Below are 14,032 nucleotides of genomic sequence, written 5' to 3' on the forward strand. Positions count from 1 at the left end.
CAGCGGTCGCAGCTGCGCATTCATGGAAGGCGGTCGCTTCGGACGGTATCGCGCAGTTGGTGGTTCATTCGGACGAAATCGGGCCCAGAAACGACCGAATGAACCACCAAGTGGGAAGTGATTGTGGCGTAACGGCGTCAGCAGTGCCGACAATATAGCGTATGTGCTATATATGGGATATGAGCATGATTGAGAATCTAAGGGCTGAACGTATGAAGCGTGGATTGAGCCAACAGGATATTGCACAGGCGATAGGCACTACACAGTCCGCATTGTCGAGGGCCGAACGTGATGGGAACCCCACGCAGGATTTTCTGCAGCGGTATGCGGATGCGTTGCAGTCGCTTGCCGAAAATGCCAGCCCGCTGGAAACTGCGACAATACGGATTATCGTCGGTGAGATCGCGAAGAAGCATGGGCTTGCGGAAGTATATCTGTATGGTTCGTTTGCCCGAGGCGATGCCGATGCGGAATCAGACGTGGATCTGCTGTATGTTGCCGGGCCGGGCACACGGCTTGGCTTGGTGGAATTGGCTGCGGTGAAGGACGAACTTGAAAGCGCCTTGCAACGTGAGGTGTCGTTAATGTCGCTTACGGCATTACAGCGTAACGCTCGGAACAGTCGTGCCAGTCGTCGATTTTATGAGCATATCCAATCTGACATGGTGCAGGTGGCGTGATGGCGAGGATTCATGCGGATCAGAGGTATCGGGACGAAACGAATCTTATCCGACTTGTCGAGCACCTTGAACGTGCGCATCGTGATGCCTCGGCAGTGGCGTCGGCGGAAGCATTGGAAGAGGATTATATGCGGTTCAACTCGGTCGCCATGGATATGGTGCAGGTGCAGGAATCGGCAAAGAAACTGTCGGATGAGTTTCGCAGTGCGGTGCCAGAACTGCCATGGAGGGAACTGCACGCTCTGCGTAACGTGATTGTTCACCAATATGACGAGATCGAACCGTTCGCCTTGTATGAATCCGCCACTAGGGACGCAGCGGTATTGCTGACGCAACTTACACCCTACGTCGAAGCTATTGAAGATTGATGTTGGCCATGGTGAGCCCGTAGAGTGCAGTCCATTCGGACGAAATCAGGCAGATGAGTGTCAATTCGGACGAAATCAAGCCCGGAAACGTCCGAATCGACACCCAAAACGCGGTAAGGGGACGGCTCAGTGCAATTCCATAAGCCGCCGTGCCAGCGAAGTGAACTCGTCCGCCAAAGGAGTGCTGGCCAACGCGCCCTCCGGCGTCAGCACCGCAGGCCGGCCAGCCTCACCGGTCTCGCGCAGTTCGGGCATCAGCGGCAACTGCGCCATCAGCGGCACATCATGGCCCAATGCCGCGGTCAACTGCTCGGACACACGCTGCCCGCCGCCCTCGCCGAAAATCCGCAGTTTCTCACCCTTGTGCTCGTAGTAACTCATGTTCTCCACCACGCCGCGCACCTTCATCGGCACCTGCAGCGCCACCAGTCCGGACCGCACGGCGATATCTGAAGCGGACGGCTGCGGCGTGGTCACCACCACCAGTTCGGCATTCGGCAGCGCCTGCGCCACCGAAATCGCCATATCGCCGGTGCCGGGCGCAAGATCGAGCAGCAGCACATCCGGTTCACCCCACCACACGTCGGAAAGGAACTGCTCCAACGAGCGCTGCAATCGCGGGCCACGCCACAGGATCGCACGGTCCGCGCCCGCGAACATGCCGATTGAAATAAGCTTCACGCCCCATGCGGTCACCGGCATCAGCATGCCGTTCAGATTCGTGGGTTGCGTGTGCACGCCGAACAGCCGAGGCAGCGAGAAACCGTAGATGTCCGCGTCGATGGCGGCCGTATCGTAGCCGAGCGCGGCGAAAGTCGCGGCAAGATTGGCGGTTACGGAGGATTTGCCCACGCCGCCTTTGCCGGATGCGATGGCGAAGATGCGCGTTTTGACGCCGGGTTTGCTGAACGGGTTCTGCCTGCGCTCCGCCTTGAGCGTCTGCACGAGACTGGTCAGCTTGTCCTGCGGCATGGAACTGACTTCGATGTGTGGCACGAGCGTGGCACCGGGGGAGTCGGGGTCGGTGTAGGAGCGCACCGCGCCGTTGATCTGATTGGTGATGGTTTCGCTCAGGGGGCAATCCTTGACGGTGAGTTCCACGTGGACGGTCACGTCGATGACGTCGCCGCCATCGTCACAGGTGCGTTCCGCCCGCACGGCCTCGATTGATGTGATCATGCCGAGGTCGGTGACGGAACGGCCCAATTCCGGGTCGATGACGTGGCTTAGTCGTTCGAAAATATTCGCTTCGATGGTGTGAATGTCGTTCATGATCCTCCTGTGTGCGCCTACCACCTTAGCGGGTGGCCCCGTGCCACGCCAGAACCGTGTTCGGCCGCCCGCATTTCCACCGCGCATCATAGGTAGAACATGCACCGGAAACGCAGACGGCCGAATCAATGGCGTTGCTCGGATATGCGAAACGAAAACGGAAAACCGCTATTCCTCAGCGGAGACATGGTTCGCACGCCAGATATCCGGTTCTACATAGATCTCCCACTCATACCAGGGCAATGCGGCGCGAATGTTCTTCTCGATCTTGTCGACAGTCTCCACATCGTAGTCGCGGTCCAACTTGGACGTCTGCACCTTCAAGCACAGCAGCACGGCATCCTCATTCATGTGAATCGCCTGCATATTGATAAGCCGTTCCACGCCAGGCGTATTGTTCACCGCCTGCGAAAGCAGCTTGTGCGTACGCGGATCCACATCCTCGCCGAGCAACAGAGAACCGGACTTGAACGCCAACGCGGCCGAGCCGATCACCAGCACCAGGCCGACCATCATACCGCCGATCGTATCGTACAGTTCGTCACCGGTCAGCATCGAGCAGCCGATGCCAAGACCGGCGAACAGCAGGCCGATCAAGGCAAGCGTGTCCTCCATCATCACCGACGCAAGCTCGGCCGATTTGGTGCGGCGCCAGAAGCCGATCAGCGAATCCTCCTCGACCTTTACGCGATCCATGCGCTCGCGTGCTTCCTTGATGGACGTGTGCAGGCCGTAGCCTTCAAGATAGGCGGAGATCACGACCACGGCCAGCGCGGCGAGCAGTTCGAGCGAATCGACCTGGCGGTCCACGGAGCCGTCGAGCAGTCCGATGAGTTTCTTCGTCGCCTGACTGACGGCGAACACGCCACCGACGAAGAACAACAGTGTGGCGACGATGAAGCTGGCAAGATATTTCGCACGATGCATGCCGAACGGATGGTCGCCTTTGGACTTGCGGTCGGAGGCACGGTCGCCGAACATGAGCACGATCTCGTTCGCGCAATCAGCCACGGAATGCACCGATTCGGAGAACATGGAGGATGATCCGGTGAAAGCGGCTGCGGCGAATTTCGCGCAGGCTACGCCGATGTTGGCGATGAGTGCGGCTTTGACGGCGGATCCAGCATGGGCAGGCTTGGTGTTTCCTCCGTTCGTCTGCCCCATCTGTGACGGTTGGCTGGAAACTGGTTGGTCGGAGACCGGCATGTCCGATGCGTCATTGGTATTCGTTTCGGCGGTCATAACATTCCTTTCGCTCTTCCTAGGCCATCCTAGAGCATTTCCGGGGATTGAAGGAGCATGCATCCCGCGTTCGGCGCCGCCAGCCGCCGATGCTCGTGGAAGCGAAGACAGGAAATCGAGCGTGCTGCGTACTATCGGGCAATGACACGGGGGCCGTGAGGCTGAGAGGAAGCGAACGCTTCGACCGTATGAACGTTTACCGGGCAATGCCGGCGCACGGATGTCTCTCTTCCCGTGCCTTGAATGAGAGAAAGGCACAGTAATGACTGAACCAACAATCGATGCCGTGGAGAACGAATCCTCCACGGTCCGCAAGCACAGCAACACCTGGCGTGTGGTCGATATCGTGGTGGCCGCCATCATCGCCGTGGCATCCGGCGTGATCTTCTGGGGCTGGGATATTGTCTGCGCGGCTCCGCTGGCCATTTTTGGCGCTGTGACGCCGGGCTTCGAAGGCCTGCTGAACGCGTTCTGGCTGTTTGCCGGCCCGCTTGCCGCCATCATCGTGCGCAAGCCTGGTGCCGCGCTGTTCGCCGAAACGCTCGCCGCCGCCCTGGAACTGACCATGGGCAACCAGTGGGGCGTCGGCGGTTCGCTGATCGTGGGCATTATGCAGGGCATCGGCGCGGAAATCGGATTCGCGATTTTCGCCTATAAGAAGTGGAATATGCTGACCACCGCGGTTTCCGGCGCTCTGGCCGGCGTGGGCTGCGGCATCTACTACTGGGTTATGAACCCGGCATGGGGTGTGCTGCGTTCCAGCATTTACCTGTGCACGTCCATTGTTTCCGGTGTTGTGCTGGCCGGCGTGGTGATGTACCTGCTGCATCGTGCCATCGCACAGACCGGTGTGCTCGATCGTTTCGAGTCCGGTCGCGCCCAGACGCTGGTCTGAGCGGCCAGGGTCCCACGCCGCTGGTGTGCGGCGTGGGACCCGTTGTGTTTGTTTGATTGTTTACGTATTACGACGTATTGCTTGTTGAGGGGGATTTCGATGGTTACCGTTGCCTCTGGTGATGATGCCGGAATCGGAGCCGATACCGGTGCGGATGCTCGTATGAGCGCAGATGCGTATGCCGGCGCCGGGGAACGTTCCATGGGGGTAGGCGTGTCCGCGCGCAACTGGGGGTGGCGGCACGCTTCACGTAAGGATTTCGCCCTACGCCATGTCGACTTCGACATCCGGCCGGGGGAGCGTGTGCTGCTGCTTGGCGCCTCTGGTGCCGGCAAATCCACGCTGATGGCTGGACTGGCAGGCGTGCTTGGCGGCGATGATGACGGCGAGCAGGAGGGGACGCTGCTGGTTGGTGGCAGGGACGCACGTAAGGTGCGTGGAGTCTCCGGCCTGGTATTGCAGGACCCGGACGCGCAGACGATTCTGGAACGTGTGGGCGATGATGTCGCGTTCGGATGCGAAAACCTGGGGGTGCCCAAAGACGAAATCTGGCAGCGTGCCCGCGAATCACTGGATATCGTCGGACTTGACTACATGCGCTTCGACCATTCCACACGCAAGCTTTCCGGTGGTCAGCGTCAGCGTCTTGCCCTGGCCGGTGTGCTGGCCATGCACCCCGGATTATTGCTCCTTGACGAGCCGACGGCGAATCTCGATCCCGACGGCGTGAAGGAAGTCCATGATGCCGTCAAGCATGTGGTCGAGCGCACCGGGGAAACGCTGATCGTGGTCGAGCATCATATCGATGTGTGGCTTGACACGGTTGACCGCGTGATCGTACTGGGCAAGCCTGACGGCGATTCGCTGACCGGCGGCGTGATTGCGGATGGCACGCCGGGCGAGGTGTTCGGCACCCTGGGCGATGTGCTTGCCGAAGGCGGCGCATGGGTGCCTGGGCGAGCCATCACACCGTATCATCCGGAGCGGTCTGCCGGCGAGGTGGTGCTGCGAACCGACGATCTGAGCTTCGGCCGTGAGTTCCCGCTTGGCAAACATATCGATCTAGAATTCCATGCCGGTGAGGTCACCGCATTGACGGGGCGCAACGGTGTGGGCAAATCCACGCTTGCGCTTACTTTGGCGGGTCTGCTCGAACCGCTTGCCGGTCATGTGCGCGTGGCGGAGAGTATGGTGCCGCCGCATCGCGCCAATGATGTGGGCAGTTGGAAGAGCCGTGATCTGCTGGGGCGTGTCGGCATGGTGTTTCAGGAGCCGGAACACCAGTTCGTTACCGCCAGCGTGCGCGACGAGGTTGCCGTAGGACCGAAATCCATGGGGAAAACGGATGAGGAGGCATATCGGATCGCGGACGAGATTCTGGAACGTATGAATCTCAAACGATTCGGCCCGGCCAATCCGTTCACACTGTCAGGTGGGGAAAAAAGGCGACTGTCGGTCGCATCCATGATGGCCGCCGCGCCGAAGGTCGTGGTGATGGACGAACCGACCTTTGGTCAGGATTTCACCACATGGACGGAAATGGTGCGTTTGATCGCCGACGTGCGTGACGCCGGTTCCGCGGTGATTATGGTCACGCACGATGAGGCATTGATCGAGGCATTGGACGCACGCCGTATCGTTGTCAGCGAGGAGGAACAGCATGACTGAAACCATCGGCGTAGTGTCGCATACGGAACGTGTAGATGTGGCCCGACCCGCATCGCCGTCCTGGTTCATCGCGAAGATCAATCCGGTCAGTCGGTTTATCGGCGCGCTGATCTTGTGCATCCCCATGTTCTTCACGCTCGATATCATGTCGGCTTCGGTGGCGTTCGGGTTGGAAATGCTGCTGCTATGGATCGGCGGCATTGCGCCGTGGACGGTGTTGCGCAAGACCTGGCCGGTGTGGATCGCCGCTGCGGGAAGCTTCGTATCCGTGGCTCTGTATGGCAAGACTTCGGGTGTGGTGTTGGCGAATCTAGGCGGATTCGTGGTGATCTCGCAAGGGTCGCTGTATTTGGCATTGGCGACGTTTCTGCGTGTCGCCGCGATTGCGGTGCCGGGCGTGATGCTGGCGCTTGGTCTCGATCCGACCGATTTGGCCGACGGGCTCGTGCAGATCCTCCATTTGCCGTCGAAATTCGTATATGGCGGTTTGGCCGGCCTACGCATGTTCACCCTGTTGCAGGATGATTGGCGTGCACTGGGGCAGTCCCGTCGCTCGCGCGGACTCGGCGACGGCAATGTGATTAAGCGCGTGCTCTCCCAGGCATTCAATCTGCTGGTGGTGTCGATCAGGCGTGGCACGAAGCTGGCCACGGCGATGGAGGCGCGTGGATTCGGTTCCGAACTGCCGCGCAGCCAAGCCCGTGAATCGCGATTGCATGCGGTTGACTGGGGATTCTACCTGATATGCGCTGCGGTACCGGCGATTGCACTCATCACGGCGTATTGCACCGGCTACTGGCATTGGGCGTTCAGCGGCGTGAGCAACTGACTGCCGCTCTGGCTCTTGGTATTTGGCATGGTTGTGTTATAAAACCAGGCAAAAGCTGAAGTATGTATGAGAACATATGCGTGGATGGGGATATGCGTGCTTTCGTAGGTGGTTATGCGCTTCCGTAGGTGGTTCAGGTAAGAAACCCACGCGAACAATGGCGTGAAATAAGCCATTGCCGTATCCACGTATTGTGGCCAACCACCTACGGAACCATAAAACCACCTACGGAACCATGTGGGCGGCCGTTAGGGAACATCGCCGGTATTCTGAAGGGCGGCCACAAAGCAGTCTTGCAAGACGCGTCCGAATGTTTTCGTAGCCGGGAGCAGAGACGGGAGAACCCCGCCAGTCCAAAGAGCGGCGGGGTTCTCCTATATGAAACGCTGTGGCTATCAGATGTGGAAGTACAGCTCGTACTCGAGCGGGGTCGGAGCCAGACGGGCTTCGTCGATCTCGCCGCGCTTGAGGTCCAGCCAGGTCTCGATCAGATCGTCGGTGAACACGTCGCCGGCGGTCAGGAAGTCGTGATCCTCTTCCAGGGCGTCCATGGCCTCGGCCAGGGAGCTCGGCACCTGCTTGATGCCCTCGTGCTCTTCCGGCGGCAGCTCGTACAAATCCTTGTCGACCGGTGCCGGAGGCTCGATATGGTTCAGCACGCCGTCCAGGCCTGCCATCAGCTGTGCGGAGAAGGCGAGGAACGGGTTGCAGGACGGATCCGGGGCGCGGAACTCGATACGCTTGGCAGCCGGGGCGGTGCCAGCCAGCGGAATACGGATGGCGGCGGAACGGTTGCGTGCGGAGTACACCAGATTGACCGGAGCTTCGTAGCCCGGAACCAGACGGTGATAGGAGTTCAGGGACGGGTTGGTGAAGGCCAGCACGGAGGAGGAGTGCTTGATCAGGCCGCCGATGTACCAGCGAGCGATGTCGGACAGGCCGGCGTAGCCCTTCTCGTCGTAGAACAGCGGCTTGCCGTCCTTCCACAGGGACTGGTGGCAGTGCATGCCGGTGCCGTTGTCGCCTGCGATCGGCTTCGGCATGAAGGTCGCGGCCTTGCCTGCCAGAGCGGCGGTCTCGTGCACAACGTACTTGTACTTCATCAGGTCGTCGCCTGCATGCTGCAGGGAGTTGAAGCGGTAGTTGATCTCCTGCTGACCGGCGCCGGCCACCTCATGGTGGGAACGCTCGAGAATCAGGCCGACCTTCTGCAGGTTGGCGACCATGTCGTCGCGCAGATCCTGGGTGTGATCGATCGGCGGAACGGGGAAGTAGCCCTTCTTGACGCGGTTCTTGAAGCCGATGTTCGGGGTGCCGTCGTCTTCGGTGTCGATGCCGGAGTTCCACGGGGCCTCGATGGAGTCCACCTCGTAGAAGGAACGCTGCATGGAGTTCTCGAAACGAACCTTGTCGAAGATGAAGAACTCGGCTTCCGGAGCGAAGGAGGCGGTGTCGGCGATGCCGGTGGACTTCAGGTAGGCTTCGGCCTTGCCTGCAACCTGACGCGGATCGCGGGAGTAGGGCTCATCGGTGAGCGGATCCACGATGGAGAAGGCCACGTCGAGGGTCTTGTGCTTGCGGAACGGATCGATGAAGGCGGTGGACACGTCCGGAACCAGCTTCATATCGGACTCGTTGATGGCCTGGAAGCCCTGCACCGAAGAACCGTCGAACGGCATGCCGTCCGTAAAGGCGTCCTTCAGGAATTCGCTTGCCGGCACGGTGAAGTGCTGCTGCACACCGATAAGGTCGGTGAAACGGACGGAGACGTACTCCACGCCTTCCTTATTGATAAGGGCCTCGGCATCAGCCTTGGTTTTCAGTTCGTCGGTCACGGGACCGCTCCTTTCACAATCAGAAGTTACGTGAGACAAGCATAGGAGGGTGCGTTTCACGGACTCGTATGTTCGGTTACGAGAATGTTTCGAGATGGAATCCGCGATGCGTGGCGCCCGGTATTTCGGGGAAATGGGTAAAACCGCCTGTCCACACAGTGGACGGGCGGCATGACAGGGCGGCATGACAGGGTGATGCGACGGGTTGCGTAACGGGGAGCGATGGAAACTCGGGGGAGCGCTATGTGGGAGCGCGAAGGAGGGGAGCGGATACAAAAAAATCCCGGCCACTTGGCCGGGATTCGTATGACGGTTGCGTTGCGGATCAGCGACCGCGCATGGCTCGACGGCTGATCTTCTGGGCATGGGTCGGATCCACGCCCTTCGGAATGCTGTAGCCGGTCTTGGCCTGCAGGGTGCGCAGACGATCGTTCAGCGTGGTGAGCTCGGTCTTGGTGAGCAGGAAACGCTGATGCGGGTGAATCGTCTTCATGAGCTTGTTGGTGGTGGTGTTCGGCTGCAGGGTCTTCAGCTTGACGATGTACTTGCGCAGATCCTTCAGCTGGGTCTGGCCCTTGCCGGTACCAATGTAAATGCGGTACACGGGGATGGAGGAACCGGCGGTCACACCCTTGATGGCGTGCTCCTGACGGTCCATCGCATGCTTGAGACGCTCGGCGTTGCCTTCACCAATCAGGTAGATGCCGTTGTAGCCTGTGCCGCGCCAGATGGCGTCCTTGGTGCGCGGATCGATCCACACCGGTTCCTGCGGGAAGCTGAAGCCGGCCTTGTTCATGTTGCTCAGGATGCTGATGGCGGCGCCCGGGCGGCCTTCCATCTTGCGGAATCCGACCGCGTCGGCGCGGCGGGTCAACATCATGGTGGCGAACAGGACGCCGAACAGGATCGCGGCGATCATCATCAGGATCCAGGTCAGCCACATCCACTTGAACACGACACCCAGCACAATCGCCAGCACGATCGGCGCGGCGAACACCAGGCCCATCAGCCAAGGCAGCTGCTTATCCTCTTCATAGGTGAACTTGTAGACCTGCATGATCTGCTTGATCATGCTTCTTTTCGCGGGCTTATTCGCCATGACTCCCTCACTTGCTTCTCGTCGCTGTTGGCATACTGGCCAATAGTCTACCAGCATTAAGGAATATTACGGAATACCGGGGGAACGGGGGTGCTGCGGGAGCGTTCACCTCGTGTGCAACGGCCTGCCGTCCGCTTTCAACAGGGCTTCGCCGAACGCTTCGGAGAACGTCGGATGCGGGTGGATGAGCCGTGCGGCTTCGCTGAGCGGCACACGGTTGCCGACCAACTGTTCCGCTTCGGCGATCAGTTCGGTGGCTTCCGGGCTGACCATGTGCACGCCCAACACCACGCGCGCGCCCGGTTTCGTCGCCAGCTCGCCGCTGACCACGCTCAACGCCCCGGTCGTGCCGCTCATCAGCATACGGGCGTTGCCCATCATCGGGTACGCGGTTTCGGCGACGTTGAGGAACCGTTCGTCCGCCTTCGCCTGCGCTCCGGTCAGACCCACGCACGCGGCCTGCGGACGCGAGAACACGACTTGCGGAACCGTATCCTCATCCACGGGTTCCACGTCGAGTCCGGCGATGCGTTCGGCCACGGTGATGCCCTGTTCGAATGCGCGATGGGCGAGCGCATGCCCGGCGACAATATCGCCCACGGCCCAGATGTCGCGTGCGTGCGTGCGCCCGTAGGCGTCGGTGATGATCAGACCTTGTTCGTCGCGTTCGACCCCGGCGTCGCTGAGCCAGGTGGCGTTCGTGTTGGCATCCCTGCCGATGGCGCCCAGAACGGTGTCGGCGTGCAGTGTGGTTTCCTCGTCGGAGCCTTTGACGCGGTAGCGTACGGTCGCTTCGGCGGGGGAATCGGATTCGACGTGCGTGATGCTGGCGTTTTTGATGATGGTGATGCCGTTGCGTGCCAGTTCGCGTGTGAGCGTGACGCCGACGCGACGGTCCCATGCGGAGAGCACACGGTCCTTGCGGATGATGAGGGTGACATCGCATCCGGCGGAATTCCAGATGGAGGCGAATTCGACGGCGACCGCGCCCGCGCCGATGATCACCGCCGACTTGGGAAAGTCGATGGCCAGCGCCTGCGTCGAGTCGATGATCGCGTTATGGAACGGTGTGCCGGGCAGCGGGCGCGGGCGTGAACCCGTGGCGAGCACCACATGCCGTGCTTCGATGGTGAGCTCCGGGCCTTGCGGCGTGCTGTTCTTCGCATCGCGGCGGAGCACGCCGGCGGTGTTGGGGGAGGCGGCGAGCCGAACCGTATGCCATTGCGGGTCGACGGAAGCATCGCGGTCGAGGCTCGCTTCGGCTTGGAAGACGGTGACGCCGCGTTGGGCGAGCAGCGCCGATAGCCCGTGGACCATGGTGGAGACGACTTGCGTGCGCCGTTCATGCACGGCGTTGAAGTCGATGGAGTCGATGCGCGCGTTGATGCCTGCGTCGGCGGTGTGGCGGACGGCATCGAAGGTGGCGGTGATGTCGAGCAGCGTTTTGGTGGGGATGCAACCGCGGTTGAGGCAGGTGCCGCCCGGCGTGGCGTCGCGTTCGATGAGCGCCACGTTCAGGCCGAGCTGGGAAGCGCGTAGGGCGGTGGAATAGCCGCCGGGGCCGGCACCGATGACGGCGATGTCGAATTGTTCGTTCATGGGATCTGCCCGTCCGTTCGTTGACATGGTTGGATATTGGTATGGGTTGGGGTACGGAACGTCAACTCCACCTTAGCGCGTCAGCGGATGTACGTCGGAAGTGCGGTGGATGTGCGGCGGAATATGCGAGAACGCCCCGGGCGACAACACCCGGGGCGTCCAACAATCAAGGGAAACGCGGGAAACATGGGAAACGCGCGTCAGCCGAGCAGTCGATCAGCCAATCGGCAATCAATCGGTAACTAATCGGAACATCACAATCAGACAATCGCACGCAATCCCAGCCATCAGCCGATCACTCCGGCCAATGACCACGCTTGTCGTAACGCGGCTTCGGCAGACGCCAACGGCGGATCTGAATCGCACGGCTCCACGCATAGGACGCGGAACGCGTGCCCTTCGCCACGGAAGCCTCACCGTACTTGTCGATCAGCTTCTTCTTCAGCTTGTGCCACATCACCGCAACATCGATGATCACCGCGCCGAGATACACGTACAGCAGAATCATCGGAATGATGGACGCCCACGCGTTACGCAGGAAAGCGCTCGCCACCATCGAGCCGATCATGATGATCAGGGCGATGGGGATGAAGAATTCGCCGATATTGAGACGGGCGTCGACGTAGTCGCGGATATACACGCGCCACGGCAGTCGCTCCGACTTCGGCATGTTGTTGATGTCGCCGTTCTTCATGGCCTCGTACTGGGCGTCCTCACGGGCGCGGATACGGGCTTTGGCTGCCTTGGCGCTGGCCTTGCGGTCGGCGGGCACCAGCGGGCGCAGGTTCTGCGCCTGAGCGTCCTTGCGTTTGGGGGTCGGATGGCCCTTGCCGGCGCTCTGACCTTTATCGTTGTTCTGGGAGGAGGCGTGCTCGGCCGCGTCATCGACGGACTTCTGGGCCTCATCCTTCTTCTTTGGGTTCCATGTCATGCTTGCAGATTACGGTGACGCCTAGACGCAGCATGCCGCGCGAATGCTTGGAACATCAGGCTTTGCGGGCTTTCCGTCACGCCAGTGCGGGGATGCGTTTTGCGTGGGCGTGCGCGGAATATACGATTGCTATCGAGTCGGCTCGCCAGAGTCCGGGCGCAGGCGCATCCGTGCGCGGCGACGGACGGGCGGCAACGAGCAAGAATAAAAGAGGTATATATGGCACAGCTTGAAACGGGCGTCATCCGCGCCCGCGTCGAAGAGGATTGGCAGCGCATCGTCGATGTGCTCAACCGCAAGATTGCATTGCAGTCCATTTCCGCTCACGGCATAACCGCCGAGCATATGAAGCGTTCCGCACAGTTCGTGGCGGAACAGATGCGCGAAGTGGGCGTGGACGCCAAAGTGGCGCAATCGCATAATCCCGACGGCACGCCCGGCGCATGGGAAGTCATCGGATCCAGGATCGTCGACCCGGAAGCCCCGACCATACTGCTGTACGCGCATCATGACGTGCAGCCCGTGCCGGATCCGAGCGTGTGGAACACCGACCCGTTCGTCGGCACCGAAATCGACGGTCGTCTCTACGGCCGCGGCGCAGCGGACGACGGCGGCGGCATCGCCATCCACTCCGGTGCGTTGAAAGCACTGGGCGACGATCTCGGCGTGAACGTCAAGGTGTTCATCGAAGGCGAGGAGGAGATGGGCTCGCCAAGCTTCATCCCGTTCATCGAGGATCATCGTGACGAATTCGACGCCGATGTGATCATCGTGGCCGATTCCGGCAACTGGTCCGCGGACATTCCGAGTCTGACCACCTCCCTGCGCGGCAACACCGACATCGACGTGACCGTGAAGGTGCTGGATCATCCGGTGCATTCCGGCCAGTACGGTGGTCCGATTCTCGACGCGAATACGCTCGCCGCGATGCTAATCGCCTCCATGTACGACGAGAACGGCGATCTGGTGGTGCCGGGCGTCAAGGCGGAGGAGCCGATCGGCGGCCTGCAGCGCGATCTGGACGAGGCTACCGTGCGCGAGGATTCCGGCATGGTGTCCGGCTATCGTCTTGCGGGCACGGGTTCGCTTGCCTCCCGCATGTGGACCAAGCCTTCAGTGACCGTGATCGGTTTCGACGCGCATCCGGTCGAAGGCTCATTCAACGTGATCAGCCCCGAAACCACGTTCCGTTTGAGCCTGCGCACCGCGCCGAACCAGCGCCCCGAAGAAGCACAGAAGGCGCTGGCGGACTTCCTGGTGGAGCACGCCCCGTTCGGCGCCGAAGTGAGCGTGAAGTATGGTGAGAACGGCATGGGCTGGGCCATGGACCCGAATGCCGTGGCCACCAAGGATGCGCTGGAAGCGATGGAGGAGGCGTTCGGCGTGGCCCCCATCAACAAGGGCGAGGGCGGTTCGATCCCGTTCATTCCCGAACTGCAGCGCATCTTCCCCAACGCGCAGGTGCTGGTCACCGGTCCGGAGGATCCGAAGGCCAACGCGCACAGCCCGAACGAGTCCATCTCCCTGCCGGGATTGAAGAACAATGTGATCACCGAGGCGCTGCTGCTCAACAAGCTCGCCAAGTGAGCCCGCATCGGCCAACAGGTTGGCTGT

Annotated in this window: 12 protein-coding genes; 6 read left to right on the forward strand and 6 right to left on the reverse strand. The window is 60.9% G+C overall.

Annotation, left to right across the window (positions count from 1 at the left end):
* Window positions 1-179 precede the first annotated feature (179 nt).
* Both BUB29_RS03095 and BUB29_RS03100 read left to right on the forward strand, forming a co-directional pair.
* Entirely contained in the window at window positions 180-680 is a 501-nt protein-coding gene (locus BUB29_RS03095) for a helix-turn-helix domain-containing protein (protein ID WP_234356071.1), read from the forward strand.
* Window positions 680-1,048 (forward strand): HepT-like ribonuclease domain-containing protein, encoded by a 369-nt coding sequence (locus BUB29_RS03100; RefSeq protein ID WP_033521872.1) that lies wholly within the window; start codon window positions 680-682, stop codon window positions 1,046-1,048. The genes BUB29_RS03095 and BUB29_RS03100 overlap by 1 nt, the downstream gene beginning before the upstream one ends.
* A 126-nt stretch (window positions 1,049-1,174) precedes the next feature.
* On the opposite strand, the gene BUB29_RS03105 is transcribed toward BUB29_RS03100, so the two are convergent.
* Both BUB29_RS03105 and BUB29_RS03110 read right to left on the reverse strand, forming a co-directional pair.
* Window positions 1,175-2,320: an Mrp/NBP35 family ATP-binding protein gene (locus BUB29_RS03105; RefSeq protein ID WP_033521870.1), complete on the reverse strand. Its 1,146-nt coding sequence runs from the start codon at window positions 2,318-2,320 to the stop codon at window positions 1,175-1,177.
* Between the two features lie 168 nt (window positions 2,321-2,488).
* Window positions 2,489-3,484: a cation diffusion facilitator family transporter gene (locus BUB29_RS03110; RefSeq protein ID WP_234945697.1), complete on the reverse strand. Its 996-nt coding sequence runs from the start codon at window positions 3,482-3,484 to the stop codon at window positions 2,489-2,491.
* 340 nt (window positions 3,485-3,824) lie between these two features.
* Here BUB29_RS03110 and BUB29_RS03115 point away from each other — a divergent pair, with 340 nt between their 5' ends.
* The 3 genes from BUB29_RS03115 (at window position 3,825) to BUB29_RS03125 (ending at window position 6,954) form a co-directional block, all read left to right on the forward strand.
* Entirely contained in the window at window positions 3,825-4,457 is a 633-nt protein-coding gene (locus BUB29_RS03115; RefSeq protein WP_051914834.1) for an ECF transporter S component, read from the forward strand.
* A gap of 201 nt (window positions 4,458-4,658) precedes the next feature.
* On the forward strand, window positions 4,659-6,125 hold the full coding sequence (locus BUB29_RS03120) for an ABC transporter ATP-binding protein (RefSeq protein ID WP_033522097.1): 1,467 nt from the start codon (window positions 4,659-4,661) through the stop codon (window positions 6,123-6,125).
* The gene (locus BUB29_RS03125; protein ID WP_033521868.1) at window positions 6,118-6,954 is read left to right on the forward strand and encodes an energy-coupling factor transporter transmembrane component T family protein; all 837 of its coding nucleotides are present in this window, start codon (window positions 6,118-6,120) and stop codon (window positions 6,952-6,954) included. Before BUB29_RS03120 ends, BUB29_RS03125 begins: the two co-directional genes overlap by 8 nt.
* A 395-nt stretch (window positions 6,955-7,349) precedes the next feature.
* Here BUB29_RS03125 and glnA read toward each other — a convergent pair whose 3' ends face one another.
* The 4 genes from glnA to BUB29_RS03145 all read right to left on the reverse strand — a co-directional run bounded on the left by glnA (window position 7,350) and on the right by BUB29_RS03145 (window position 12,418).
* Window positions 7,350-8,789: a type I glutamate--ammonia ligase gene (glnA, locus tag BUB29_RS03130; protein ID WP_033521866.1), complete on the reverse strand. Its 1,440-nt coding sequence runs from the start codon at window positions 8,787-8,789 to the stop codon at window positions 7,350-7,352.
* A gap of 325 nt (window positions 8,790-9,114) precedes the next feature.
* Window positions 9,115-9,888 carry a DUF4191 domain-containing protein gene (locus BUB29_RS03135; RefSeq protein WP_033521864.1) on the reverse strand — a complete coding sequence of 258 codons (774 nt, stop codon included), beginning with the start codon at window positions 9,886-9,888 and terminating at the stop codon, window positions 9,115-9,117.
* A 105-nt stretch (window positions 9,889-9,993) separates the two neighbouring features.
* The gene (gene lpdA, locus BUB29_RS03140) at window positions 9,994-11,487 is read right to left on the reverse strand and encodes a dihydrolipoyl dehydrogenase (protein ID WP_033521862.1); all 1,494 of its coding nucleotides are present in this window, start codon (window positions 11,485-11,487) and stop codon (window positions 9,994-9,996) included.
* Between the two features lie 295 nt (window positions 11,488-11,782).
* On the reverse strand, window positions 11,783-12,418 hold the full coding sequence (locus BUB29_RS03145) for a DUF3043 domain-containing protein (protein WP_033521860.1): 636 nt from the start codon (window positions 12,416-12,418) through the stop codon (window positions 11,783-11,785).
* Between the two features lie 219 nt (window positions 12,419-12,637).
* Between BUB29_RS03145 and BUB29_RS03150 the strand changes: the two genes are divergently transcribed.
* A complete protein-coding gene (locus BUB29_RS03150) occupies window positions 12,638-14,005 on the forward strand; it encodes a dipeptidase (protein WP_033521858.1) in 1,368 nt (455 codons plus the stop codon).
* Window positions 14,006-14,032: the final 27 nt, after the last annotated feature.

The organism is Bifidobacterium merycicum DSM 6492 (assembly GCF_900129045.1).
Lineage (GTDB): Bacteria > Actinomycetota > Actinomycetes > Actinomycetales > Bifidobacteriaceae > Bifidobacterium > Bifidobacterium merycicum.

What these genes read in the sequence shown, in the direction of transcription:
- BUB29_RS03095 (WP_234356071.1), top strand. Translation starts at nt 180, where the DNA reads ATGAGCATGATTGAGAATCTAAGGGCTGAACGTATGAAGCGTGGATTG.
- BUB29_RS03100 (WP_033521872.1), top strand. Translation starts at nt 680, where the DNA reads ATGGCGAGGATTCATGCGGATCAGAGGTATCGGGACGAAACGAATCTT.
- BUB29_RS03105 (WP_033521870.1), bottom strand. Translation starts at nt 2,320, where the DNA reads ATGAACGACATTCACACCATCGAAGCGAATATTTTCGAACGACTAAGC.
- BUB29_RS03110 (WP_234945697.1), bottom strand. Translation starts at nt 3,484, where the DNA reads ATGGGGCAGACGAACGGAGGAAACACCAAGCCTGCCCATGCTGGATCC.
- BUB29_RS03115 (WP_051914834.1), top strand. Translation starts at nt 3,825, where the DNA reads ATGACTGAACCAACAATCGATGCCGTGGAGAACGAATCCTCCACGGTC.
- BUB29_RS03120 (WP_033522097.1), top strand. Translation starts at nt 4,659, where the DNA reads ATGGGGGTAGGCGTGTCCGCGCGCAACTGGGGGTGGCGGCACGCTTCA.
- BUB29_RS03125 (WP_033521868.1), top strand. Translation starts at nt 6,118, where the DNA reads ATGACTGAAACCATCGGCGTAGTGTCGCATACGGAACGTGTAGATGTG.
- BUB29_RS03135 (WP_033521864.1), bottom strand. Translation starts at nt 9,888, where the DNA reads ATGGCGAATAAGCCCGCGAAAAGAAGCATGATCAAGCAGATCATGCAG.
- lpdA (WP_033521862.1), bottom strand. Translation starts at nt 11,487, where the DNA reads ATGAACGAACAATTCGACATCGCCGTCATCGGTGCCGGCCCCGGCGGC.
- BUB29_RS03145 (WP_033521860.1), bottom strand. Translation starts at nt 12,418, where the DNA reads ATGACATGGAACCCAAAGAAGAAGGATGAGGCCCAGAAGTCCGTCGAT.
- BUB29_RS03150 (WP_033521858.1), top strand. Translation starts at nt 12,638, where the DNA reads ATGGCACAGCTTGAAACGGGCGTCATCCGCGCCCGCGTCGAAGAGGAT.